Below are 25,350 nucleotides of genomic sequence, written 5' to 3'. Positions count from 1 at the left end.
CGATCCTAATGCTCAAGCACGGGCTTGTATGTAGCGCTTTGGGTAGAGTCGTGTAGTGATTCCACTACATAAAATTCGCGTATCGTATGCGCTGCCAAGTGGAGCTGGAGAGCCCTTTTGATTCGACTCATGAGCGTGGATGATCACAAGATCATTCACCGTGCCATTTCGCATATGGCAAGCCAGGCGCAGGACATTGTGGTGGTCGGAGAAGCCAGCACTGGTGAGGAAGCGCTGGACTATATCGAAGCGCTGCGGCCGACGATTGTGCTGATGGATCTGAATATGCCCGGAATTGGCGGGATAGAAGCCACCGAGCGCATCACGGCGGAATATCCACATATCGAGGTCATTATCGTTTCGGCACACACCCACGAGCCCTACCCTTCACGTGCGTTTGCAGCCGGTGCGTCAGGTTTTCTGTGCAAGGATTGCGAAGAGACCGAAATGCTCAAGGCCATTCGACGCGTACACGCTGGTGGCCGCTACATCTCGGCTGAAATTGCTGGCGATCTTTCAGCCCGCCTGGTGGGTGGCGTTGCACGCTCCCCGTTTGATGAGCTGTCGGAACGCGAAATGTCTGTGGCCTTGAAAATCACCGCTGGCCACACAACCCAGCGTATAGCCGACATGCTTCACATCAGCCCCAATACTGTCAGCACCTACAGGCGGCGAATTTACGACAAGCTTGCCGTGGCCAACGATGTGGAGCTAACACTCGCGGCATTCCGCCACGGTCTGGTTGGCGATGTGCTCGATTCCTGAAGCTCCGCGACGGATCTAAAGTACAAACGGAATTATCGCTTTACGGTGCCGTGGATAGTTACTGAATTGCTGCTGATACCAGCGATGATTTTGCAACGCACGCGGCACCAGATTGGCGATGGTGAGAAAGACAAATGCCAGCCCCGCCCAGGACCAGGTCGCAATCGCCCAGCCGCACCAGATGGTGATTTCACCGAGGTAATTCGGGCAGCTCACACGTTCGTAAAGCCAGCCATGCGGGATCTTGTAGCCACTCTCACCTGGCTTGCGCAGCGCTGACAGCAAAGCATCTGCTTTACGGTTGATATGCCAGCCCGCTGCAAACACCACGATACCGAGGATGAATCTTGGGTCGCTTAACCAACTCAAGTCGTAGTCGGCGCGAATGCTGCTCCAAGACAATATGGCGGCATTAAGAAACGCGATCACGCTGTTGGTCATGACCGACATCAATGGAATGCTGGCGGGCGTTGTCTGTCCTGGTTTGACCCGGATACGAAACGGGAACACAAACGTGCGATGGAAATAGTGCGCCTGCCACAGCATGAACAGCAGTAAGGGCACGACATCAGTGGCTTTGTCACCGTAGAAATAGATCAGCGCAAAACCCACTGATGAAGGCATTTCCATGATGACCCAGGACCAGCGTGTGGGAATCCCCGGCCCCCAGATTGCGCTTCGTCCCTGCGCATGGCGACCGTACGCCGCTGGCAAGAACAATAGCCCGAGCAGTATCACCGGACACAACACGAACGTGGACAACAGCAAGTAGTGGTGCCATAGCGCGGCATCAATTCCCAGCATTACGGTGCTCCCCAAAACCGAGGGGCAAGTGTACTGCCCTGCCTCGGATGACCATAGCCCTTAGCTGTCGCTGATCAGAGACGGCACGAATCATCAACAAAACAGTGACTTAACAGCTTGAATGGTGCCGCAGCCATGGCCAGTGACGGCTCCACTGCCGGCTTTTCCCCGCACGTCGCCAATCAGCAACAGTTTCACAACCGCATCGACGCATGGGTGCAGCCGGCATCATATCAAGGCATCTCATCCATCTGTTTTATATAAGCATTTTTCAAATTGGCACGCTAATCGCGCCCTTGTCGAGCAGAACCTGAATGGGAGTTTCTGAGATGAAAAATGCAACTTTGGCCGTGTGCATCAGTGTGCCGCTCATCGCTTTAAGCGCTTGTCAGCAGCCGTCAGATGGAGATGGAGAAACTCAGATCAGCGCAGCGGCATGCGAGCGTTGCGGTGAAATCGAATCAATCACCCCGGTCACCGTCAAAGGCGAACCGCGCGCTGGTGCCGCCTTGGCTGGCGCTGTCATCGGCGGTGTGGTCGGCCACCAGTTTGGCAGTGGTTCCGGGAACGACGCTGCAACCGCAGCGGGCGCCGTTGGTGGCGCCGTGGCTGGTAGCGAAATTGATCGCCGCCGCAACGCCAAAACCCACTACGACGTTGTCGTGCGCATGCCGTCTGGCGAGCGCGTAGAGCTGACCCGCGTGGACATCGCCGGGTTGTCTGTGGGCGACGAGGTTGAGGTCCAGGGCAATCGCATCGTACCGGCCTCCTAAATTCCAATTTCAATCCCGATACGAGGACAATCATGAACACTAAGAACGCATTGACGCTGGCTTGTCTGGCTACCGCCACATTGGCGACACCGGTCGTCGCCAATGCGCACAACTACAACACGGTCGAAGGCGGTTTCATCAGCCGCGACCTGGGACGTGAAGATGACAGCGGGCTGCGTATCGCAGGCTCTGCAGAGATTGCCCGGCAGTTCGCTTTGTTTGGCGAGTTTTCTGACGTGGGCGACCTGGATCAGCTCACCTTCGGTGGCATGTACCACCAAGCGCTGCAACACGATCTGGACTGGTATGGCGGGGTGTCGCTGGAAATGGTCGACGCAGGCGCGGCTGATGACACCGGTATCGGCCTGCGTGCCGGCCTGCGCTGGACCACCCCGGATCCGCGTTTCGAAATCAATCCTGAAATCCGTCACTTCGAAGTTTTTGATGACGGCGTGACCTCATTGCGCGTGGCCGGTTATTACGCCATCACGCGCCCGTTTGACCTGCAACTGGCTTTGCAGACCGGCGACGACGACCGCTTTGAAGCGGGCGCGCGCTACAACTTCTGATCAACTGGGAGATCAACATGACATCCAACACTTTCGCTTTGACCGCGCTGGCAGCAAGTTTTGCCCTGCTGGCCGGTTGCGCAAGCACTCCTAATGAAACGGCAAGTGCCGACAACGACGCGATGGCACAGAACTACGCAGCGGGCGGCCCACAAGGCCAGGCCCAAGCTGACAATGACTTGCCCGACCCGCGCGCCCTGAGCAACGAACAGCAAGCTTTGCTTGACCGGACCCGTTTGCTGTTCGACTTTGACCGCGCCGGCCTGCGCCCGGAACATCAGGCCATCATCGAAGCACACGCGCGCCACCTGCTGGCCAATCCAGAGGTACAAATCACCCTGGAGGGTCACGCTGATGAACGCGGAACGCGTGAGTACAACCTGGCCCTTGGCGAACGCCGCGCAATCACCGTTGAAGATGCGCTGTTGATGCAGGGCGTACCACGGAAGCAGCTGCGCACCACCAGCCTGGGTGAAGAGGATCCAGTGGTGAACGGTCAGAGCGAGCGTTCCTACCAGGAAAATCGCCGGGTCGAGCTCAAATACCAAAACGGCATGCACGCCAGCGCGTACTGATTGCCAACCCTCTGCCTGCTTAAAGCCGCGCCCTCGGGCGCGGTTTTTTTATGCCCGATCCTCTGCCGCTTCGCGCTTGAACGCGCCCGGATCAATCCCGTGTTTCTTCAGCAGCTTGTAGAAATCCGTACGATTGCGCTCAGCCAGACGAGCGGCCTGGCTGACGTTGCCCTCACTCAATTCCAGCAAATCACTGAGGTATTTGCGGGTAAATTCCGCCCGTGCGTCATCAAAGGATGGCACCGCCTTAACCTCGGCTTTGCGCCCCAATGCATCCTGCACCTGAGCCAGACTGATCACCCGACCGGGTGACAGCGCAACACATTGCTCAACCACATTGAACAGCTGGCGTACGTTGCCAGGCCACGGCACCGAGACCAACAATTCCACCGCGTCAGGCGCAAACACCCGCCGTGGTGAACCCTTGCGCACCAACAGATTGAGCTGATGGGCCAGCAGCAGAGGTATGTCCTCGCGCCGTTCATCCAGCGGCGGCACCGCGAGCTGGACAACATTCAAGCGATAGAAAAGATCCTCGCGGAAGTCGCCCTCATCAACCAAACTCTGCAAATCACGGTGTGTGGCAGACAGCACACGGACATCCACACGCACCGAGCGCGTCTCTCCGACCGGACGAACTTCGCGTTCCTGCAGCACACGCAGCAGCTTAACCTGCAGGTCGTGCGGCATATCACCGATTTCATCGAGAAACACTGTGCCGCCATCGGCGGCGCGAAACAGGCCTTCATGATCAGTGCTGGCACCCGTGAAAGCGCCTTTTTTGTGCCCAAACAGCTCCGATTCCAACAGCTCGGCAGGCACTGCACCGCAATTCAACGCCATGAATTCCTTACGCTGCCGCGGACTGGCTTTGTGCAGCGCACGCGCCAGCAGTTCTTTGCCGGCCCCGCTCGGCCCGGTGATCAGCACACTGGATGAGGTCCGCGCTACGCGCTTCACTTTGTCCAGCAATTCGAGCATGTTGCGGCTGCGGGTAACGATGTGCTCAGCCCAGGCTTCATTGGTTGCCGTGGTCGTCTGGCGCGCATGACGAGCCAAGGACTCCTCAAGCTGCTGCGGATCAACCGGTTTACTTAGAAAGTCCACTGCCCCCGCCTGGGTGGCGCGGACCGCATCGGGGATATCCCCGTGCGCGGTGATGAGAATCACTGGCAAGCCCGGGCGCAAAACCTGGATTCGCTCCAGCAGTTCGATGCCGTCAAGCCCTGGCATCCGCAGGTCTGTCAGCACCAATGCGGGCTCCAGGTTGTTCAAAGCGTCCAGCGCCTGTTCACCGCTGGCCACCGCATCAACCGCATAACCCAATGACTCCAGGCGCATGCTCAGGACGCGACGCAGCTTTTCGTCATCGTCGACCAGCAGAATCCGGTTTGCCTGATTCACCGTACACCCCCCTGCAAATCCCGTTCGATTTCTATGAGCGATTTGAGCCGCTGTTCACGTTGCTGCAATTCGTTCTCCAGATGCATCTCGCGCTTCAAGTCGGCAAGTCGCAGGCGCAGCAGACGTTGCTCTGGTAACGCTAACTGGGCCGTATCCAGCAACGCCTGCATCTGCTCGCGCGCCGTTGTCGGTGCATGGCCAGCATGGCCAGGCAAGCTGCGCAGCAAAGCAAGCGCTATGTCATTGTCCCGATCGGTTTTAAGGCTATCCCATAGCGCCTGACGAGATTCGCGTGGTGCGGCAATAACCGCATCGATTGCTGATTCCGTTTCGCTAGCAGACGGGGGTTGTGGCGGCATCCAGGCGCACCCGCTCAGTTCAAGACTGATCAGGCCAACGAAAAACAAACCGGCTACCCGGCTGAGCATCTTCGACAAAAACTTCTCCACTGTGCGCAAGTGCGCACTCCGAGACAATTGACAGGCCCACACCAGTCCCTGGAATGCCTTGCTCATGGGTCTGGTGTCCACGCTGAAACGGTTCAAAAATAATGTCTTTCTCATTATCCGGCACACCCGCGCCGTGGTCACGCACCGACAATTCAAAGTGGCCATCAACACAGCAAAGCCCGAATTCAATCGCACTGTCGCGAGGCGCGTGCTTAATGGCGTTGCTGATCAGGTTTTCCGCGGCTTCCTGCAAGCGAGCCGGTTGACCGTGAATGAGTTCGCAGCGGATGTCCGGCTGCCACTGCAGACCATGTCGTTGCATCTGAAGTTCAAAGCGTCCGTGCAAATCATCGGCAAATTCTGCAGCCGTAAGGTCGGTCGCGCGTTGTCGCTTCTGCTCACGACGCCATGCCGCGTAAGCCAGCAGATGTGCAATCTGTTCGTGCAACTCATCGGCCGATTCGAGCAGGATGCTGCGCAGCTCCACCTGTTGTGGGTTGAGAATGCCGACGCTGTCATGCCCCATCAGGTCGGCCGCCTCGCGCAAGCTCGCAAGCGGCGTTTTCAGCTCGTGCGACACATGACGTAAGAACCGGTCCTTTTCGCCCTCAAGCTCCGCCAGGCGCCGACGCAACCAGTCTAGCCGTTCCCCCACCTCGACCAGTTCACGCGGGCCTTCAACGCGAATTGGCCTGTCCTGATGACCGTGTCCGATCACGCTGATGGCCTGGCGTAAGCTGGCCAAGGCCCGTCGCAACCGACGCATGAGCAACCAAATCGCAAGCAAAGCTACCGGCACCAGGCCCAGCGCACAGATCAGCATACGCTGGCGCGCTGTCGCTGCAGCGCGCTGCAGGTTGCCGGTTTCTCGTTTTATCGAGGCGTGTCCGGCCTTAACCAGCTTTTCGGCCTGTTCGCCCAGCTGACGTACACCCTGTATCGCCTGGGAGAGCTCATTGCCAGATTGCAAACCCTTGTTCCATTGGCGCACCAACTCGGCCAGTTGTCCACGCATGGTCACCAGGCTGAAACCAAAATCCCGATCAAGCCCGTGATCGCGCATCAGGCTAAGGGTTTCATCCAGACGCGCAATACGCTGATAAAACAGCACCAGAAGTTCGTTGTCGCCCAGCGCAACATACTGACGCGCCGTGCGCTCCAGATTGGTCACGTCATCGCGCAAACGGTTGCCCAGCTGAGTGACTTGCGAGCCATCCTGCACCAGGGCCTTGCTATGCCGTGTTAGCTCGATCAAGGACCACTGACCCAGACCGATGCCCAGCAATAACGGGAAGCTCACAGCAAGGTAGCCGAGCAGTATCCACGAGCTCAATGATCTGTTCATGGGCGGAGTATGTCGTCAGGCTGCGACACTGCAAAGAGGCACATACAAACCGGCATTCCGCCGATTGTGGCGCGCGAGCCCGCTTGCCTGGAGCCTGTCGGGCGTGGCGCGGCGGTTTGTCGCCAGACGCCAACACTTTCCTGCAACGGCACATTGCCAGCGCCTTGTGCAGCCAATCAGATCAAATCTATATTTTTGTTTTAAAAGCATATTTTAGAATCTGGCAAGCGCTTTGCGCCTTGGAAGTCGAACTTCACAAGGAGAAGCCGAATGAAAACCTGGACGATTCTAGCCACCTCCGCTGCCTTGAGCATGAGTGCACCTGTGCTGGCCGACAAAAACACCGACAAGTCGTCGGATGAGAGTATCCAGCAAGACATGGCTCAGGCTTATGAAGATGCCAAATCAGCCACTGTTGACGCCTACATCACCGGTCGACTGATCACGGCCTATGCCCTGAGCGAACATCTCAAGGCCACAGACATCCATGTCGATGTGCAGGAGCGCAAAGCCATCTTAAGTGGCGAAGTGGGCAACGAAATCCAACGTGATCTTGCGGTTGAAATCGCCCGCGGCGTCGAAGGCCTGGAGGATGTTGAATCCACACTGCAGATCACCGAGCGTGATCAAACCGAGATGGCCAACGCGGAATCTGGCGGGTTTGCCCAGCACTTCAACGATGCGGCGATCAAAGCACGTGTGAAAACCCGCTTGCTTTGGAACAGCAATGTGTCGGGCTTGTCGATTGACGTCAATGCCGAGCAAGGCGAAGTGACCTTGAGCGGTGCCGTGGACTCCCAGGAACAGGCAGCGCTTGCGATTGCCATCACTGAGAACACCGACGGCGTGGCCAAAGTTGTTGATGAACTGAAGGTGCAAACGGCGTCACGCGAAAGCTAAGTCGCCTGGGGCACATCGGGGACATTCCCGCGATCCCCTGTTCGAAATCCAACCCTGTCCCCGTTTGGCCGGTGAGCGCCCCCCGCACCTAGCTCACCGGTCATTTTTTTGCCTCCGAGGCAATTAAACACATGAAAAACAACGCGTCATAGAACTGTCAAAAATCTGGCTTGGAAATTGCTTCGCTGCAACATAACGCAAACACGGACCGTTCCATGCCTCGTCTAGCCACCCAAAATGCCCGCATTTTCTCGCTGCTGGCGTTGTTAGCAGCGCCATTGAGCGCATCCGCCAGCGATACCTTGACCGCATCCGCAGATATCGTTTGGGTCGCCGTCTCCGCCGCGCTGGTGTTCTTCATGCAAGCTGGCTTTGCGCTGCTGGAAGGTGGCTGCTCCAGGGCCAAGAACAGCACAAACGTCATCCTGAAGAACTTTGCCGACCTGTGCTTTGGTGTCCTTGGCTTCTGGCTGCTGGGCTATGGGCTGATGTTCGGCACCAATCTGACCGGTTGGTTTGGTAGCGACCACTTCCTGCCGGATTCTTCACCCGGAAATGAAGCCGTATTCTTCGTGTTTCAGGCGATGTTCGCGGCGACTGCAGCAACCATTGTTGCCGGCTCGGTGGCCGAGCGCATGCGTTTCTGGCCTTATCTGATCGCCTCATTCGTGATCACCGCACTGATCTACCCGATCTCCGGCTCATGGGTCTGGGGCAGCTTTTACGAAGGCTCGGGCTGGCTCGCCCAACGCGGCTTTGTCGACTTTGCCGGCTCCACTGTTGTCCACTCTGTGGGCGCCTGGTGTGCACTAGCCGGCGTCATTTTGCTTGGCCCACGTCTGGGGCGGTTTGCCAAAGATGGCTCGCCACGCACCATTCCGGGGCATAACTTGCCCATGGTCTCGCTTGGCGTCTTCATCCTGTGGCTGGGTTGGTTCGGTTTCAACGGCGGCTCAACCCTGGCCGCATCGCAAGATGTTGGCACTGTCTTGATGAATACGCAGATCGCCGCTGTCCTGGGCGTGATCGGCACAATCCTGTGCGCCGCCTTGCTGCGCCGGCCCATGTCAGCGGTGACCATTTTAAATGGCGGCCTGGCCGGACTGGTCTCAATCACCGCAGGATGTGGCTCCATGTCCGCCGGCTTTTCGGCGCTGACGGGCTTGACCGGCGGCTTTGTCATGGTGCTGTCCGGCCTGGCGCTGGAGAAATTCAAGCTTGATGACGTGGTCGGTGCCATCCCGGTTCACGGTTTTGCGGGTGCTTGGGGCACCTTGGCAGCCGGCATGTTTTACGCTGGAGACACTTTTAATGTTTCGCGCATTGCGATCCAGCTGCTTGGCATTGGTGCCATCTTTGTCTGGTCGTTCAGCGCCGCACTGATTTTGTTCGGTCTGCTCAAGATGTTCATCGGCATCCGTGCATCAACCCTGCACGAGCAACACGGCCTGGATTACACCGAGCACGCCGACATTGGCTATCCCGAATTTCAGGCCAGTCTTGCGCCGCGGAGTTGAGCATGGCTAAGGCACTACCGTGGCAGATGGCCTTGCCCGACATACTGTCGGAACAGCTGGGTGTTCATGTTGGCGCCCAGGCGGCAGATCTGTGGCTGGCCAAATACGCCAGCGACCCGGGCCCTAATGTTATTGGCTTTATGCGCGAGGTCTCGCAAGCGCTGCAGTTTGATGCGCGGCAGCGGAATGCACTGCGTACGGCAGTTCACCGCGCACGCACAGGCGCCAGCGCTCAGCCTCAGACCACTGCACCCGAGTTTCGGGCTGGGAGCAAGGTTGCTGTGGCGCTGCTCACCGCCATTCGTGCCAAGCTGATTGCCCGTACAGGTCGTCCGCCGGCCGAATTCATCGAAGACCTGGGCCAACTGCTATCCGCTGCAGGTGGCTTGCAGGAAATGGCCGCGCCGGCACTGGGATGGATTATCCAGGGCGGCCGGATGCCCGAACTCAGCTTTGAACAACTCACCGACCTGGTTCACAACGTTTACGTTGCCCTGTGTCACACCCTCGGACCGGTGCCTGCCGATGAGCTCTTCTATAGGGCCGTCGAGCACGCCAAAACCCTGCCCGAAGCCGAGCAGTTCCCTCCTACCAATCTGATCTTTACTGACAAGGCCTGACCCCCATGCGCCAGATCAAAGTTGCTTTTCTCGATCTCGAAGACAGCGATCAACGCCCATTGAAATCTGCCCTGGGCGTCTGCACCCGGGCACTCGACACCCAGTTTGAGTGGACTGCACCACACAGTGCCGATATCTGCATCGTGAACGTGCATGGCCGCTCGCCCAAACCCGACAACGCGGTTTTGGTGCGTTTTTCCAGCCACAAAAACGGTGTGCCCGTCGATCTTGCCCGGCCCGTTCACACGCGCGTCATGATCGACGTGTTTTCTAAAGCCATTAAGGACGTGGCCAAAAAAGCGCCGAGCTATCAGCGCAGCGGCGTTACGGTGAAACGATACCGCGGCGCCATAGTCGAATAGCACCCCAAATATCCACGGCCCCAGCGCCATCAGAGCGAGGGTCGCTTATTATCTGGACACGAACGGGCACGCTGCGGGGCTGCCCGATCAGGGAGACACGTTTATGAAGTATCTCAGCCCGGTCGACAGTTTGTTCCTGCTCGCCGAACGACGCCATCAACCCCTGCATGTTGGGGCGTTGTGCCTGTTTCACCGTCCCGAAGGCGCACCGGCCGATTTCGCCGCCACGCTGGCCCACCACTTACGCGAATCGACGCGTGCAACCTGCCCGTTCAATCGACGCCTGCAGGGGCGCTGGGCCTTGAAGTCGTGGGATGACACGGACGACTTTGATCTGCACCAGCATTTCGTGCATCTGTCGTTGCCGCAGCCCGGCCGCATCCGCGAATTGCTGGCCATGGTTTCGCGCGTGCACAGCGCGCACCTGGATCGCGCCTACCCATTGTGGCGGACCTATCTGATCGAAGGACTGGAAGACAATCGCATCGCGCTGTACAGCAAGATCCATCACTCGGTGGTGGATGGTGTGGCCGGCATTCGGCTGATGTTGAAATCGATGTCTGAAGACCCGTTTGATTCACTCAACATGCCCGCGCCGTGGGAGATGCGCCCGCGGCGCACACGTCACCGGCGCCAGCGTCTGAGCACGCCGGTGGCGCAGCTGTCTCCGGCGGCGCGCATGGCCCAGCTGTACGCCACCGCGCGCAGCGGCGCCCTGTCGGTGCCGGTGGTGGCCAAGCACATTCGCCATACCCTGCAGGATCTGCATCATCACAACCCCGATGTGGTCGGCAGTCTGCAGGCGCCACGCTGCATTCTGAACAGCAAGATCACCGGCTCACGTCGCTTTGCCGCGCAGTCGTACTCCAGCGCACGCATCAAGGCCATCGCCCGAACCACCGGCGGCACCTCCAATGACGTCATTCTGGCCCTGTGCGGCTCGGCGCTGCGGCGCTATCTCGGCGAGCTGAATGAACTGCCGACCAGCCCGCTGATCGCTGCGGTGCCGGTATCGATACGCCGTGAAGAGAGCGAAACCGGCAACGAAATCTGCCTGGCTTTGGCCAATCTGGGCACCCATCTTGACGACCCGATGGCGCGCCTGACTTGCGTGCAGGGCTCCATGAATTACGCCAAGGCCATGTTACGCAGCATGACCCCAGCGCAGATGATGGCCTACACCCTGGCCATGCTGGGGCCTGGCGCGATGACACTGCTGCCCGGTATCGGCGGACAACGCACCGTGGCCAATGTGGTGATTTCGCATGTGCCCGGCCCGCGTACACCGGTGTACTGGCAGGGTTGCGAACTCGACGGTATCTACCCTGCTTCGCTGGTGCTGGATGGTTTTGCCCTCAACATCACCTTGATCAGCCGCCACGACAAGATCGATTTCGGCATCCTGGCCTGTCGCAAGACGCTGCCCGGTGTTCAACGTCTGCTCGACTACCTGGACGAAGCGCTGGGTGAGCTGGAAAACGCGGTGGGTTTGCCCAACGCTGCCTGAGCGATGCACAACCAGACGTCGTGCAGAGAGTCGACCGACGAACGAGGCTTGCTTAGACTCTGCCCACGCGATTTGTCTGGAGAGACCATGAACAAGCCTGTATCTGCCGCTGCGCCCGCCATCACCACCGGCGAGGACTACATCAACAGTTTGCGCAATCGCGGCTTGAAGGTCTGGCTGTTCGGCGAGCTTGTCGAGGAGCCGGTCGATCATCCGATGATCCGGCCGTCCATCAATGCGCTGGCGCGCACCTACGACCTAGCGATTGAGCAACCCGATCTGGCCAGTGTGGTGTCGCCCTTTACCGGCGAGCGCGTCAGCCGCTTTCTGCATGTGTGCACCTCGGCTGAGGATCTGGTCACACAGAACAAAATGCAGCGTCGTCTGGGGCAGCTGACCGGCACCTGCTTTCAGCGCTGTGTCGGCATGGATGCCTTCAACGCCCTGTACTCGGTGACCTATGAGCTTGATGAGGCCCATGGCACGGATCACCATCTGCGCTTCCGCGCCTTTCTTACCGACATGCACAAGGGCAACTTCGTGGTCGGCGGCGCGATGACCGACGTCAAGGGTGATCGAGGCAAGTCGCCGCATCAGCAAAACGATCCGGATATGTTCGTGCATGTGGTCAAGCGCAGTGACGAGGGTGTTTGGATACGTGGTGCCAAGGCGCATCAGACCGGCTGCATCAATTCGCACTGGATGGTGGTCATGCCGACCATGCGTCTGTCACCCGACGATGGCGATTTCGCGATCGTGGGTGCAGTGCCGGTTGATGCGCCCGGGATCACCTACGTCTACGGCCGTCAGAGCTGCGACACCCGGGCCATGGAAAACGGCTCGATCGATGTCGGCAACGCCCAGTACGGTGGTCAGGAAGCCATGGTCATCTTCGACGATGTGTTCATCCCCAACGCGCATCTGTTCATGGACGGACAGACCGAATTCGCCGCCATGCTGGTGCAGCGCTTCACCACCTATCACCGTCGCTCCTACGTATGCAAAACCGGCCTCGGCGACGTTCTCGCCGGAGCCGCTGCCGAAATTGTCGAAATGAACGGGATCGAAAAGGCCAGCCACATCAAGGACAAAATCGTCGAGATGACGCATCTCAACGAAACCATCTACGGCACCGGCATCGCGTCCAGCTATCAGGGTTACGCAACCCGTTCGGGGGCTTACATCTGCGATGAAATGCTTGCCAATGTGTGCAAACACCACGTGACCAAGCTGCCCTATGACGTCTCCCGCATCGCCCAGGATATGGCCGGCGGTCTGGTGGCCACCCTGCCATCGGAACAGGACCTCAACCATCCGGAAATCGGCCGCTTGCTGCGTAAATATCTCAAGGGACGGGACGACGTCAGCGTGGAGTCACGCGTGCGCATCCTGCGCCTGATCGAGAACATGACCATGGGGCGCAATGCCGTTGGCTACTTGACCGAATCCATGCACGGAGCCGGCAGCCCACAGGCTCAGCGCATCGAAATCGGTCGCGCCATGCAACTGGAGTACAAGAAACGCCTGGCCCGCATCCTCGCCGGTATCGACGAGGTGGACGACGCGGACGCGACCGCAAACAGTCTCAGTGAAGGGTATTTTCAGCGCGTCTTTGCGCTGCCGGGGCAGCCCGCTGGCGAGGCCTGAAGCCTGCCCCATTCGGCCCGGTTATTTGTGCGCGATCGGTTTGTCGGTGAACAGGTAATCACGCAGTTCGCTGTCCATGGTCGGATCGCGACGGCGGATCCACTCCAGCACCATCGCGGCGTGCTCTTTTTCTTCGTCGCGGTTGTGCTCGAGTATGCGTTTAAGCTCGGCGTCCTTGCAGGCGTCGACGCGCTGGTTGTACCAATCCACCGCTTCCAGCTCTTCCATCAATGATGTGATGGCCCGGTGCATGTCGCGGGTCTCATCGCTGAGTTCCTCGATCGGCTCGTGGTATCCCTCGTTGGCCATGTGCTCACGCCTCGCATGCTTGGAAAAGGTGGTTCACACCATGCCGTTTTGAGGCCCTGGCCGCAAGCTGTGAACACTACGACTACCACCAAATACTGTGCTGGTTGATAATGTCCCGTTCCTTAGCGGCCAATGACGAGCGAGCGTCAGCCAAGAGCCGTATCAACAACGTCACGACAGGGGCACGGACTTATGTTGTTTTCCTTGCAAGTTTTCTTTCTGCGCATCTACATGACCATCTTCAAGGCGGTCACCGCGATTCTGCCGGTGAAATGGCCCAAGATGTTCGAAGGCACCGACTCCTCGCTGGAGCTGTGCCGCTACATGGCCCAGCAAGGGCACAAAAAGATCTTCATCGTCACCGACGCCGTGCTCAATCAGCTTGGCTTGCTCGACAAAATGAAGGCGGAACTGGATCAGCTGGGCCTGCCCTATGAAGTCTTCGACGGCGTAGAGCCCGACCCCACGGTGGCGCAGATCGAAGCCGGTTACCAGGCCCTGGCCAAGGCCGGCTGCGATGCCATACTCACGGTCGGTGGTGGCTCGTCCATCGATGCCGCCAAGATGATTGGCGCCCGTGCCAAGAACAACAAACCGGTGGTCAAGATGGCCGGTCTGTTCCGTGTGTTCTGGGGTATTTTGCCGCTGTACGCCGTGCCGACCACGGCCGGCACAGGTTCAGAAGTCACCATCGCAGCGGTGGTATCCGATCCCGAGCAGCAACGCAAACTGCCGGTCATGGATCTCAAACTGATGCCGACCGCGGCCGCGCTGGACGGTGCCCTGATGACCGGGCTGCCGCCGCACATCACCGCTGCAACCGGCATGGACGCCCTGACCCATGCGGTCGAGTCGTACATTTCCCGCAATGCGATGAAAAAGACCGACCCGCACGCGCTGGAAGCGGTGCGCCTGATCATGGACAACCTGGAAACCGCCGTTGCGGACGGCAGCAATCTGCAGGCGCGGCAAAACATGGCGCGTGCATCGCATGTTGCCGGCATCGCCTTCACCCAGGCCGGCGTCGGCTATGTGCACGCCATCGCGCACAACTTCGGCGCGCTGTATCACGTGCCGCATGGGCTGGCCAATGCCATTGTCATGCCGCATGTACTCGACTACTCCAAGTCACATTGCGCCCATCGCCTGGCTGACCTGGCTCGGGCCAGCAAAACCGGCCCGGCCAATGCCAGCGACGCACAGCTGGCCGATGCGTTCATTGCACGCATTCGCGCCATGAACGAGACCTTTGGCATTCCCAGCCAGCTCGACAAGCTGCGCGCCGAAGATCTCGATCGCATCGCCAGCGCCGCCCTCTCCGAAGCACGTTTCACCTATGCGGTGCCGCGCTACCTTGACCACCAGAGCTGCAAGGCTCTGGTCGGGCAGATGCTGGTCGCCTGATCAGCCGGGCTGCGGCGGCAGCGTTGCAGCTTTGCCACGGAGACACGGATGGTTCCCAATAAAACGCGAATTTTCTACGGCATAGGCTCGATCGCAGAGGGCGTGAAGGAAACCGCCTTCAACGTGTTCCTGCTGTTCTACTACAACAACGTGCTCGGCTTGCCGGGCACCTGGGTGGGCGCGGCCATCTTCCTGGCCTTGTGCATCGACGCGTTTACAGACCCGCTGATGGGGGTGATATCGGACAATACGCGCTCCCGTCTGGGGCGACGCCATCCCTACATGTACCTGGCGGTGTTGCCGGTTGCGCTGTCGTTCGCCCTGCTGTTCGCGCCGCCGGATGATCTGAGCCACCCGGCGCTGTTCTGCTGGCTGCTCGGCTTTACCGTGTTGCTACGCGTGAGCCTGACGCTGTACGCCGTACCCAGCAACGCCATGGCAGCCGAAATGACGGCCGATTACGACGAGCGCACCGAAATCATCGGCATCCGCTTTCTGTTCGGCTGGCTGGCCGGCTTGGGCGCTGCGGTGGTTGGCTTCACTGCATTTTTCAATGAGGGGCCGGGCGGCGTCGACGGTCGCATGCAGGCCTCTGCCTACGCCGAATTTGCACTGTACTGCGCGATTTTCGCCGGCCTTGCCATCCTGCTGTGCGCCTGGGGTACCCGCGACGTGGCGCGGCTCAATCCGCATGCGCCGGATGCCAGACGCAGCCTGCGCGCCGATTTTGCCGTGGTCTGGGCCAATCGCTCGTTTCGGGCCCTGATCATCAGCGCCATTTTTTCATCCAGCGCCTGGGGTTACATCAACGCCGTGGGCTACTACGTGAACACGTATTTCTGGGGGCTGGATGGTGATCAGCTGGGCATACTCACGCTGGGCATGGTGATCTCGGTGATCATCGCGGCCAGCGTCTCACCGATGCTCGGCAAATTGTGGGACAAGAAACGTTCGGCCATGGCCCTGGCCCTGTTCGCCGTGCTTTTCGGCCCGCTACCGATCGGCTTGCGCCTGCTCGGATGGTTTCCGGAAAACGGCACGCGGGACCTGGTCACCGCGCTGTTCTTTTTCACCATCATCCTGACCGCCGCGCTGATCAGCATCAACATTATCACCGCATCGATGATCGCCGATCTCACCGATCAGGGGGAAGCCGATTCCGGGCGCCGCCTGGAGGGTGCGTTCACATCACTGATCGTGTTTTCGGTCAAAGCCTCGTCAGGCGTCGGGGCCTTGCTGGCTGGCGTCACTCTGGATCTGATTGCGTTTCCACGCCAGCAACCCGAGCTGGCCGAGCAAAGTGCGCAAACCCTGGCCACGGCTTACGCACCCGCCATCATGGTGCTGTACGCGGTGAGCCTGTATTTCCTCAATCGCTATCAACTGACGCGGCGCCAGCACAGTCAGATTCTGGCCACGCTGGCGCAGCAGCGCGGCTAAGATTTACGGAACAGGCTACCCAGCTTGATCATGCCGTTGATGGTGTTGACCACCGCATTGGGGACCACAATCGGGCGCTTGAGCATGTCGCCGACCATCTTCTTGTACTTGTCCGAATACGGCGGGAACATCAGCTTGGGGTCACCAACCGGCGGGCCGTCCTCAACCACCGAGCGGGGATTGGAGCATTCCAGGAAGGTGGCATGCCCGCCGATCCGGCCCATGCCGCTGTGGTTGACGCCGCCGAAGGCCAGGCACGGATTGGTGCCCGACTGAATCACGTTGTGATTGACCACCGTGCTGCCCGCACTGGTGCGCGCCAGATACCAATCCTTGGCCGCGCTGTCCTTGGCGAAGATGTACAGGCTCAGCGGCTTGGGGCGACGCCGGATAATGCTTGGCACCTCGGCCCGGTCGGCAAACGGCACGATGCAGATGATCGGGGCAAAAATTTCCTCCTGCATGATCTTCATGTCCTCGCTGACCCCGGACAGGATGGTCGGCGCGATGAACAGATCATCGGCATCGGTCTGGCCGCCGAATTCGACCTTGGCGCCCTTGTCCAAGGCATCCTGCAGCAATGCATGGATGCGCTCGAAATGCCTGGCATTGATGATGCGCGGGAGATGATTGGAGGCTTGAAAGCCCTCACCTTGCGGGTTGTACATCTCGTTGAACGCATCGCCCATGGCGCTGACAAACGCGCTCTGTACGCTTTCATGCACCAGCGCGTAATCCGGCGCGACACACACCTGGCCTGCGTTGGCCGCACGTCCCCAGGCGGTTTTGAATGCAGCGTCTTTAACGTCTGCACTGGCATCGATGATGGTCGGATTCTTGCCGCCCATCTCCAGTGTCACCGTGGCGAAATGATCCGCCGCAGCTTTCATGATCAAACGCCCGACACCATGACCACCGATGTAGAACATATGGTTGAACGGACAGGCCAACAGCGCCTGGGCGACTTCGGCCCCGCCCTGGAACACGGCAAACTCATCATCCGGCAGCGCCTTGGCCACGATGTCCGCCAGCACCTGGGCCGAATGTGGCGCCAGCTCGGACGGTTTCAGCACAAACGCATTGCCCGCGGCGATGGCGCCGGCGGCCATCACAAACGCTTCGGCAATCGGCGCGTTCCAGGTCGAGACGTGCAGCACCATGCCTTTGGCTTCGTGGCGCACGTAACTTTTCTTGCCCAGGGTCATTAAGGAACCCTGCACCGGCTGCGGTGCCATCCAACTGGCCAGGTGCTTGCTGATGAACTCGATCTCGGCCTTGATCATCAGCAGCTGACCGTCGATGTCAGTCTCGTGAACCCGCAGCTCCTGCTGACCGGCGGCAACAATCTCGGCGCGGCTGGCCAGCACCACGTCAAGCAGCTTTTTGAGCTTGGCGATACGCTCATCCGCGGTGGTCAGCGCAAGCTCGGGCGTGCGTGCGGCCATGCGCTCGAAATGGGCGCGAATCTGCGCGCTGTCCTGCAATTCTGCATTCATGTTCATCAGCCCTTGTAGCTGGGAATTTTGAAGGCTGAGCGCATCATCTTCTCCAGACTGCTGTCGGAGAACATACGGCGCATGATGCCCATGGGTTTGACGTCCTTGCCCAGCAACTCCATCGGCTTCCATTTTTTCTTGGCCAGAATGTCCAGGGTGCCTTTGAGCGCTTCCTCCGGCGTGCTGCCGGTTTTGTTGAGCATCTCAGGCAGGACATTGAGGATGGTGTTGGACAGATGCGGATCGTAAATCTCGCGGATTTCGGCCGGCTGCATGTTCCAGGTGCGGGTGACCTGTTCCTTGGCATTGGCTGACATACCGGTGAGCACCCCACCCGGCACGATCGAGGTGACCTGAATGCCCAAGGGCGCCAGCTCGTGGCGCAGCGTCAAGGTCATGCCGTGGATGGCGTGCTTGCTCATGTTGTAGCCGCCCGAGCCGATCGGGTTGGCAATGATCGCGCCGGAACTGTAGTTGGCGATGCGTGAACGCGGCGCGTTCTTGCGGATCAGCGGCAAGAAGGCCTGGACCACACGCAGCTGACCAAAGGTGTTGATCTGGAAAATGCGCTCCAGCTGCTGCTGATCAACCGCCTCGATCACCCCCACCGCAATATTGGCCACGCCGGCCACATTCATCAGCAGGTCCAGACCCTGTCCGTTAAGCGCCTCGGTGACCACACGTGCGCTCTCACGCACTGATTCTTCGGATGAAACATCCTGATCCACCACCGTGATGTTGCCGCCACTTTCCAGATCGGTCGGCGCGCCGGGCAGCACACCTGCAAACACCCGCCAGCCGCTGGACGCCAGTGATTTCACCAACAAGTTGGCCTGTCCGACATTGGCGCCGGTAATGAATGCTGTCTGCATCGTCATCCCCTCGAAGTTTTGATAGCTGCCGCGCAGTCTGACCGCATACGCCGGCCCCTTCCTCATACAAAAGCGTGAGATTGCCCGCATCGAAGGCCCGCGCCCGGGCACGCCGGCTGTTCTACACTGTGTGCGTCAGCAGCCGCGAGGGCGCTGAGCACGCCGATACCAACAGGCCGGGCGCAGCGCGTCCGCCGCAACGCCAGCGCGCGCCACCAGGGGAAACACATGATCGCAACGCCGGAGACGGCTTTTCTGGTTGTCGGCCTGATGACGGCCGGTACTGGCTTGATCTTTCTTCTCAATGACCGCGCCAACCCGGCCAGTCGGGCGCTTTCGGCCTGTCTGATGGCGATCGGGTTACGTCTGTTTCTGAGTGGCAACGACACCCTGGCGCCTCACATCGAGGTCACGCTGGGCCTGTGGCTGATCGATGCGCTGACCACCACACTGGAGTCACTGGCCATACTCTGCGGTTTGGAATGGGGACTGCGCATCGGCCGCACCGGCCCGCCCGGACGATTGCGTCTGACCTCCACCGCACTGTTTCGCGCGGCACAGATCCTGATCATCGTGTACTGGGGCCTGAGCCTGGGCTATCTGGCCATTTTCCCCGAGCAGGCGATGTCCGATGTGGCCGGCAATGTGCGCGTGCGCGGGGTTGAGTTTGCGGTGTTCGCCCCGGTGCTGGGGACCAGCATTCTGCTTGCTGGCATCGCCATCACCACCTTGCGTTTCAGCCGCATCGACCGCGCCGAAATCGTGCGCCTGCGCGCCCTGGCCATTGCCGGCCCGTTTCTGCTCGGTGGTCTGATTTTCGGCAACCACATCGTGCCCATCACCCTGACCCTGGGTTTGCTGGCCTTTCTCGCCGGCTCGGTGCGTTACCTGCTGATCCAGAACCAGCGCGGGCAATTCATGCGCCAGTTTCTGTCACCTGAGGTGGCTCGACTGGTCCAGCAGGAAGGCATGGATGAAGCGCTTAAACGCCAGCGTCGCGTGCTCAGCGTGGTCATCTGCGATCTGCGCGGCTTCACCGACTATGCCCGCCAGCATGATTCAGACGCGGTGGTGGGTCTGCTCGAACGCTTTTACAACAGCGTCGGTGAGGTCGCGGCGCGCCACGGTGGCACGGTCAAGGATCACGCCGGTGATGGCGTACTGATTCTGGTCGGCGCCCCACTGGCCATGCCCGACCACACCACCCGGGCCCTGCAGCTGGCTGATGATTTACGCCAGGTTGGCATTGCCTTGCTGGCCGGGAGCACGCCCGAGCTGGGCCTGGGTGTGGGCGTTGCCACCGGGCGCACCACCATCGGTGCGATACGCGGTGCCCGGCGGCTGGAATATGTCGCGGTCGGCAGCGCGGTCAATCTGGCCGCACGGCTGTGCGACCGTGCCCGCGCCGGGGAAGTGCTGTGCGATCAGCGCACGCTGCAGGGGCTGGATGCGGCCACGGCCTTGCACGCTGAACCGCGCCAAGCAGAAAGTCTTAAAGGATTTCCGGAACCCGTCGCTGTGTTCGCCGTTGCACCGCGTGCCGCTAGCGCACCAGCGCAGCCGACTTGACCTGCGCCCACACGGACATGCCGGCTTCAAGCCCGAGATGATCCAGTGAGCGCGCGGTGGTGCGTGCCAGGATGTCGGCCTGACCACTGCTCAGGCGAATCACCGCCATGGCGTCTTCCGCGCTGCTGTTGATCTCCCTGATCTGCACCGGCAGACGATTGACGATGCTGGTGTCGACATGCTCACTCAGGGTCAGGCTCACGTCGCGTGCGAGAATCCGCACACGCACCGCACTGCCGAGGGCTTCGCCACTGTCGCGCAACCACAACTGGCCGTTGTCCCAGCGCACCTGCATCAACCGCCAACGTGGATCACGTGCGCTGACCTGGGCCTCGATCACCACACCGGCCTGATCTCCCAGGCGATGGGCCAGATCGGTGCGCGCCAGCACCGTGCGCAACGGCCCCTGCGCCACAACCCGGCCCTGCTCCAGCAAAACCAGATGATCGGCCAGCCGGGTCAGCTCATCCAGTGCATGTGTGACGTAGATCAACGGCGCCTCGATCAGATCGCGCAAGGTATCCAACAGTTCGAGAATGTCACGTTTATGGGTACCATCCAGCGCCGCAAGCGGCTCATCCAGCAGCAACAGCTTTGGCTGCACCACCAGTGCACGGGCCAGCGCTACACGCTGGCGTTCACCACCCGAGAGCAGCGCAGCCGGTCGTGGCAATAGCTCACCTACACGCAAGATATCCAGCAACTCGGCGTAACGGGCTTGCGACACCGGTGCGGTAGCACGTTTCATGGCGTAGTCGAGGTTGCCCTGCACGCTGAGATGGCTGAGCAGGCTGTTCTCCTGAAACACATAAGCCAGCTGGCGTCGGTGCGTTGGCATACAGCTTGTTGCGTCCTGCCAGGTGACACCATTGATACGGATGTCCGCGCGGCAGGTTTGCAGCCCCGCCAGACAACGCAGCAAGGATGATTTGCCCGCGCCGGATGGGCCGAATATGGCGCTGACACCCTGCCCCGGCAAGTTCAGGTCGAGCTTCAGCGCATCATCCGCAGCGCCCGGATAGCGCAATGTCACAGCGGCCTTGATCATGCGCGGACACGCACGCCGCGTGGTTGCAGCAGATACAAGGCCAGCAACATGCTGAACGAAAGCCCCAGCATCACCGCCGACAAGCCATGCGCCTCGGCGTAAGCCAGAGCTTCAACGTGATCGTAAATCTGCACCGAAACCACGCGGGTTTCGCCCTCGATGTTGCCGCCAATCATCAGCACCACGCCGAACTCGCCCAGGGTATGGGCAAAACCCAGTACCGCGGCGGTGATCAGGCCTGGCCTGATCAGCGGCAGTACCACGCTGAAAAAGCGGTCGACCGGTCCGGCGCCCAACGTGGCGGCAATTTCCAACGGACGATCGCCCAGCGAGGCCATGGCAGCTTGCAGCGGCTGCACCACGAAGGGCAAGGAATACAGCATGGAGCCAATGACCAGCCCGGAGAAACTGAACGCCAAGCTCCCAAGCCCCAGAGCATCGGTGAGCTGGCCAAGCGGCCCCTGCGGCCCCAGCGCCAGCAGCAGATAAAAGCCCAGCACGGTCGGTGGCAATACCAGCGGCAATGCCACCAGCGCGGCTACGGGCGCCTGCCACCGCGAGCGGGTGCGCGCCAGCCACCAGGCCAGCGGCAGGCCCACAAGCAACAGCAATGCGGTGACGGTGGCGGCCAGACGCAGGGTCAGCAGTAACGCCGTAAGGTCCGCGCTGGATATGTTCAAAACAATGCGGGATAACCCGGGCAGTCATCCATCGGACCGCTCACGCTGAAGCTGGAGCTGGTGCCGCTGAACGGCGTGCGCGGTCCCAGACTGTCGCTACCCAGCAGCGGTACCGCCGTGCCTTCATGACGAATCCGGTAGCGCCCGGATGGCAGATTGCGTGGCAAATGCCACAGCGCTTCAATCTGCGAACTGCGCAAGGCAATCAGCTGCCCCGCCACCGGCGCCTCCGGGCTGGCGTGCCAGCGCATGATCAGTTCCGGATCGCGCTCACGCGCGACCACTTGCCACTGCCCATCAGCTTGTTCGCGTTCGGCCAGTAGATAGGCCTGATTCAGCTTGTCCAGCGCGTCATTGCGCGGGTGCGCCGATGCAAACACCACCTGCACGGTGTCACCCGCGGTGTAGGCTTCGGCCGCATCTGTGAGCACCTCACCGTAGGCTGTGCCGGGCATCAATGCATCGGCAGCCAGGTATGGCAATCGTGGTGGCAGCCCTGGCGCGGTCTGCGGTGCCGGCACGCCGTCGGGCGCATCGGTGTTGTCACGCAGGCTGATGGCCAAAGGTCGCAGCGACTGCTGCACGGCAGCCAGCGTCCACGGTCCGAAGTGCGTTGAGGCGCCTTCGTACTGCTGGGTGGCGTACTCCTCGCGGGTGGTCAGGTACTGCACGAAATCGTTGCTCAAACCGGCCACCACGGCATGTTCGATCCCCGCCTCGGCCAGTTCAGCCATCACCGTGGCACGAATACGCCGCGCCGAGGTGGTGGTCACTTCCCACGGCAGGGCCACGATGGCCAACTGCCCGAGCGTCATAATCTGCATCGGAAGATCTGCATTGCTGATCAGCTCGGTGGTACCGATCGGGAACAGGATGGGCTTTTCGGCATGACAGCCGTAATCCACATCGGGTAGCGCCGGCAGCACATCACTGCCAACGGTCAGACCACAGCCCAGCAGCGTACCGACGGTGCGTGCCGGCAACGCCGGATAGCCGGACCCGGTCGCGCCGCCGGCGATGGTCGCCAGCACGGTCTCGATGTCACCGGCCAGATTGGCCGCCGGATCGATATCGCTGCACGCGATGCCTTCCTGCGTGGGGCCGCGATTATCCTCGGCACCGGCCGCCATGGAAAACCCCAGCGCTGCAGTGCAGGTGCGTTTGATCGTGCTATCCAGCTCGGCCGGATGATCAAGGCTGGCCAACACCACCGGATCATCGACCTCGATGTCATCCATACGCACATGGGTCAGCCGGCTGCGCAATCCGCCACGCAACTCAACCCCACCTGCGTCATACAATTCGATCGCCCGGGCCAGTTGCTTGACCCCGCTGGCCGCGGTGCTTTCCAGCGTATCCACCCCGCAACCGATACTGATGTCCGGATAGGGGTTTTCGCGAAAGCACAGATTGGGCGAGGAATCGCCTTCATCGGATTGCGCGAATGCGGCGACGAAGCGATCCTCGCCGTCGGGCGCCAGATAGTCCGTGCCCATCATGCGTTCTACGCTGATCGCCGCCAGTCCCTTGTTGTCGCTGCTGATCAGCGGCTCATGAGTGCCGACCGAAGTGGTGTGCACACCAAACCAGTTGAGCAGGCCAATCGAGCGGCCATCGGCGCGGTCAAAACGCAACTGCAGCATGCGCTTGTTAACCCGCACCTCTTCGCCGGCGCTATCCAGCCAGGCTTCGCGCTCGGCCTGCGGATTGTTGGCGTAGGCCGGCTCGGAGCGGTTGGTGTTGACGTCGAGCAACTCGCCCACTGCCAGGCGTACATGCCCCGGCTCCGGATGCGCTTCCAGATTGCGATGGGCCTGCTGGATCGCGCGGAACAAGGCGGTGCTGTAAATCTCGTGGACCAGCGCGTCATAACCCAGCCGGAACAGGTTGTAGGCGCTGTGATGAGCTTCGCCGCCAGGGCCGGAATGGGTATGCGTGGCCGACATCATGATGTTTTCGCCGGCATAGTGAGCCGACAGTTCCGGATCGGCTGCAATTTTCTCCAGCACGCTCTGGCGCAGCCCCTGAGTCAGGAAGCCGGTTTCGGTGACGGCCAGGATCACACGCTCGCCATTGCACGGCGATTCCAGAGCGAAAGCCCGCGCGAACTGGCGCAAGTGTATGCCACGCAGCACGTGGGTGGGGTCTTCATAGCCCGCTGAAATGCTGTCACCGGCGGGCCCGGTCATGTCATGCACCCCAGAGCCCATACGAAAAGCATTGCTATCTGCACAGGCCGAACCATACAGCGCAGCACCGGCAGTCGCAGGTTGTGCGCTCATCATTGCCTGCAGGCGCGCATCGCCGGCCCGGTCATGCCCGGCATGCAACTGGCGTAACGGGCTGGCCAGCGCACACGCCCCCAACTCGGTTTTGCCCAGGGCGGCACCACCCGGGCTGCTATCAATAGTGTCGCGTCCACCGGACTGACAGCCCGTCAGGGCCGTCAGCGCGATCAGTATCAAACTCAGATTTTTAAGCGTCATGGTGCAAAAGAGTACTTGAAGGCGGCTAGGCAACAGATGCCGCTTATTCCAGAAAATTATCAATGATTCCATTTTGCGCCATGCGTGGAGCAATCGCCTACAAGCGTGGTCTCATGCCCTCGATTATCCACCCATGGAGGACACTCATGGCATTGCAGCTTGGCGACATCGCCCCAGATTTTTCCGCAGACACCACGCAGGGCCCCATCCAGTTCCACGACTGGGCCGGCGACAGCTGGGTAATCCTGTTTTCCCACCCCAAGGACTTCACGCCGGTGTGCACCACCGAGCTGGGCCTGACCGGCAAGCTCAAGGATGAATTTGCCCAGCGCAACGCCAAAGCAATCGCCCTGTCGGTGGATTCGGTAGAGGACCACAAGGCGTGGTCCAGCGACATCGAAGAAACCCAGGGCACGGCGGTGAACTTCCCCATCATTGCCGACCCGCAGCGCAGCGTCGCCAATCTGTACGGCATGATTCATCCCAAGGCCTCAGACACCTTGACCGTGCGCTCCTTGTTCGTCATCGACCCGAACAAGAAAGTGCGGCTGACCATCACCTACCCGGCCAGCACCGGGCGCAACTTCAACGAGGTGTTGCGGGTGCTGGATTCCTTGCAGCTGACCGACCGCGAAAAGCTTGCCACCCCGGGGAACTGGCAACCGGGCGATGAAGCCATCATCGTGCCGGCGGTGAGCGACGAGCAAGCCCGTGAACTGTTCCCACAGGGTTTCAAGACCATCAAACCTTACCTGCGCACCGTTCAGCCCAAGTAAATGAAACAGGCGGCCGCCCTGCGCGGCCGCTTT

At 60.4% G+C, this 25,350-nt stretch carries 24 protein-coding genes; 14 read left to right on the top strand and 10 right to left on the bottom strand.

All coding sequences use genetic code 11. The annotated features are described in order from the left end of the window. The first annotated feature begins 129 nt into the window (after positions 1–129). Positions 130–765, top strand: coding sequence for a response regulator (locus ATO7_RS12535; protein WP_206044917.1), 636 nt, complete (start codon positions 130–132; stop codon positions 763–765). Positions 766–780: 15 nt separating this feature from the next. On the opposite strand, the gene ATO7_RS12530 is transcribed toward ATO7_RS12535, so the two are convergent. Then, a complete protein-coding gene (locus tag ATO7_RS12530; protein WP_158523201.1) occupies positions 781–1,377 on the bottom strand; it encodes a DUF1295 domain-containing protein in 597 nt (198 codons plus the stop codon). Positions 1,378–1,898: 521 nt separating this feature from the next. Here ATO7_RS12530 and ATO7_RS12525 point away from each other — a divergent pair. The 3 genes from ATO7_RS12525 to pal are packed head-to-tail and all read left to right on the top strand — an operon-like array spanning position 1,899 to position 3,486. Next, on the top strand, positions 1,899–2,342 hold the full coding sequence (locus tag ATO7_RS12525) for a glycine zipper 2TM domain-containing protein (RefSeq protein ID WP_158523200.1): 444 nt from the start codon (positions 1,899–1,901) through the stop codon (positions 2,340–2,342). A 32-nt stretch (positions 2,343–2,374) separates the two neighbouring features. Continuing rightward, positions 2,375–2,911, top strand: a complete 537-nt coding sequence (locus ATO7_RS12520; protein ID WP_146680333.1) for a hypothetical protein — start codon at positions 2,375–2,377, stop codon at positions 2,909–2,911. 17 nt (positions 2,912–2,928) lie between these two features. Further along, complete coding sequence (gene pal, locus ATO7_RS12515; RefSeq protein WP_083562180.1) at positions 2,929–3,486, top strand: peptidoglycan-associated lipoprotein Pal; 558 nt, start codon at positions 2,929–2,931, stop codon at positions 3,484–3,486. A gap of 48 nt (positions 3,487–3,534) precedes the next feature. Here pal and ATO7_RS12510 read toward each other — a convergent pair whose 3' ends face one another. From ATO7_RS12510 to ATO7_RS12500, 3 genes are read right to left on the bottom strand one after another with little or no spacing between them, the layout of a single operon-like run. Beyond that, positions 3,535–4,890, bottom strand: a complete 1,356-nt coding sequence (locus ATO7_RS12510) for a sigma 54-interacting transcriptional regulator (protein WP_083562178.1) — start codon at positions 4,888–4,890, stop codon at positions 3,535–3,537. Continuing rightward, positions 4,887–5,249: a hypothetical protein gene (locus tag ATO7_RS12505; RefSeq protein ID WP_146680332.1), complete on the bottom strand. Its 363-nt coding sequence runs from the start codon at positions 5,247–5,249 to the stop codon at positions 4,887–4,889. Before ATO7_RS12505 ends, ATO7_RS12510 begins: the two co-directional genes overlap by 4 nt. A gap of 19 nt (positions 5,250–5,268) precedes the next feature. Continuing rightward, entirely contained in the window at positions 5,269–6,684 is a 1,416-nt protein-coding gene (locus tag ATO7_RS12500) for a sensor histidine kinase (RefSeq protein ID WP_083562174.1), read from the bottom strand. 270 nt (positions 6,685–6,954) lie between these two features. Here ATO7_RS12500 and ATO7_RS12495 point away from each other — a divergent pair, with 270 nt between their 5' ends. From ATO7_RS12495 to ATO7_RS12470, 6 genes are all read left to right on the top strand, one after another. Next, entirely contained in the window at positions 6,955–7,584 is a 630-nt protein-coding gene (locus ATO7_RS12495) for a BON domain-containing protein (RefSeq protein WP_083562172.1), read from the top strand. A 215-nt stretch (positions 7,585–7,799) separates the two neighbouring features. Then, positions 7,800–9,101 (top strand): ammonium transporter, encoded by a 1,302-nt coding sequence (locus ATO7_RS12490; RefSeq protein WP_083562884.1) that lies wholly within the window; start codon positions 7,800–7,802, stop codon positions 9,099–9,101. Positions 9,102–9,103: 2 nt separating this feature from the next. Next, positions 9,104–9,721, top strand: a complete 618-nt coding sequence (locus ATO7_RS12485; RefSeq protein WP_146680331.1) for a hypothetical protein — start codon at positions 9,104–9,106, stop codon at positions 9,719–9,721. A 5-nt stretch (positions 9,722–9,726) separates the two neighbouring features. Beyond that, positions 9,727–10,083 (top strand): hypothetical protein, encoded by a 357-nt coding sequence (locus ATO7_RS12480; protein ID WP_083562168.1) that lies wholly within the window; start codon positions 9,727–9,729, stop codon positions 10,081–10,083. Positions 10,084–10,186: 103 nt separating this feature from the next. Further along, complete coding sequence (locus ATO7_RS12475) at positions 10,187–11,590, top strand: WS/DGAT/MGAT family O-acyltransferase (protein ID WP_083562166.1); 1,404 nt, start codon at positions 10,187–10,189, stop codon at positions 11,588–11,590. Between the two features lie 87 nt (positions 11,591–11,677). Further along, on the top strand, positions 11,678–13,237 hold the full coding sequence (locus ATO7_RS12470; protein WP_083562164.1) for a 4-hydroxyphenylacetate 3-hydroxylase family protein: 1,560 nt from the start codon (positions 11,678–11,680) through the stop codon (positions 13,235–13,237). A 21-nt stretch (positions 13,238–13,258) separates the two neighbouring features. Here the strand turns inward: ATO7_RS12470 and ATO7_RS12465 are convergent, their stop codons facing one another. Then, positions 13,259–13,546 (bottom strand): encapsulin-associated ferritin-like protein, encoded by a 288-nt coding sequence (locus ATO7_RS12465; protein ID WP_083562163.1) that lies wholly within the window; start codon positions 13,544–13,546, stop codon positions 13,259–13,261. 192 nt (positions 13,547–13,738) lie between these two features. Between ATO7_RS12465 and ATO7_RS12460 the strand changes: the two genes are divergently transcribed. Both ATO7_RS12460 and ATO7_RS12455 read left to right on the top strand, forming a co-directional pair. Next, positions 13,739–14,950, top strand: coding sequence for an iron-containing alcohol dehydrogenase (locus tag ATO7_RS12460; protein WP_083562161.1), 1,212 nt, complete (start codon positions 13,739–13,741; stop codon positions 14,948–14,950). A gap of 48 nt (positions 14,951–14,998) precedes the next feature. After that, positions 14,999–16,390 (top strand): MFS transporter, encoded by a 1,392-nt coding sequence (locus tag ATO7_RS12455; RefSeq protein WP_083562159.1) that lies wholly within the window; start codon positions 14,999–15,001, stop codon positions 16,388–16,390. On the opposite strand, the gene ATO7_RS12450 is transcribed toward ATO7_RS12455, so the two are convergent. Both ATO7_RS12450 and ATO7_RS12445 read right to left on the bottom strand, forming a co-directional pair. Continuing rightward, positions 16,387–17,886 (bottom strand): aldehyde dehydrogenase family protein, encoded by a 1,500-nt coding sequence (locus tag ATO7_RS12450; RefSeq protein WP_083562882.1) that lies wholly within the window; start codon positions 17,884–17,886, stop codon positions 16,387–16,389. The two genes, ATO7_RS12455 and ATO7_RS12450, sit on opposite strands and share 4 nt — an antisense overlap. A gap of 5 nt (positions 17,887–17,891) precedes the next feature. Further along, the gene (locus ATO7_RS12445; RefSeq protein ID WP_083562880.1) at positions 17,892–18,758 is read right to left on the bottom strand and encodes an SDR family NAD(P)-dependent oxidoreductase; all 867 of its coding nucleotides are present in this window, start codon (positions 18,756–18,758) and stop codon (positions 17,892–17,894) included. Positions 18,759–18,986: 228 nt separating this feature from the next. Here ATO7_RS12445 and ATO7_RS12440 point away from each other — a divergent pair, with 228 nt between their 5' ends. Continuing rightward, a complete protein-coding gene (locus ATO7_RS12440; RefSeq protein ID WP_083562156.1) occupies positions 18,987–20,327 on the top strand; it encodes an adenylate/guanylate cyclase domain-containing protein in 1,341 nt (446 codons plus the stop codon). Here the strand turns inward: ATO7_RS12440 and modC are convergent. From modC to ATO7_RS12425, 3 genes are read right to left on the bottom strand one after another with little or no spacing between them, the layout of a single operon-like run. Then, entirely contained in the window at positions 20,302–21,375 is a 1,074-nt protein-coding gene (gene modC / locus ATO7_RS12435) for a molybdenum ABC transporter ATP-binding protein (protein ID WP_083562154.1), read from the bottom strand. The two genes, ATO7_RS12440 and modC, sit on opposite strands and share 26 nt — an antisense overlap. Then, positions 21,372–22,055 (bottom strand): molybdate ABC transporter permease subunit, encoded by a 684-nt coding sequence (gene modB, locus ATO7_RS12430; protein ID WP_083562152.1) that lies wholly within the window; start codon positions 22,053–22,055, stop codon positions 21,372–21,374. Before modB ends, modC begins: the two co-directional genes overlap by 4 nt. Then, the gene (locus ATO7_RS12425) at positions 22,052–24,541 is read right to left on the bottom strand and encodes a neutral/alkaline non-lysosomal ceramidase N-terminal domain-containing protein (RefSeq protein WP_158523199.1); all 2,490 of its coding nucleotides are present in this window, start codon (positions 24,539–24,541) and stop codon (positions 22,052–22,054) included. The genes modB and ATO7_RS12425 overlap by 4 nt, the downstream gene beginning before the upstream one ends. A gap of 146 nt (positions 24,542–24,687) precedes the next feature. Here ATO7_RS12425 and ATO7_RS12420 point away from each other — a divergent pair, with 146 nt between their 5' ends. Then, complete coding sequence (locus tag ATO7_RS12420; RefSeq protein ID WP_083562148.1) at positions 24,688–25,317, top strand: peroxiredoxin; 630 nt, start codon at positions 24,688–24,690, stop codon at positions 25,315–25,317. Positions 25,318–25,350: the final 33 nt, after the last annotated feature.

The sequence above is a fragment of the Oceanococcus atlanticus genome, assembly GCF_002088235.1.
GTDB classification, from domain to species: Bacteria; Pseudomonadota; Gammaproteobacteria; order Nevskiales; family Oceanococcaceae; genus Oceanococcus; species Oceanococcus atlanticus.
This window is presented reverse-complemented; position numbering and strand designations above follow the sequence as displayed.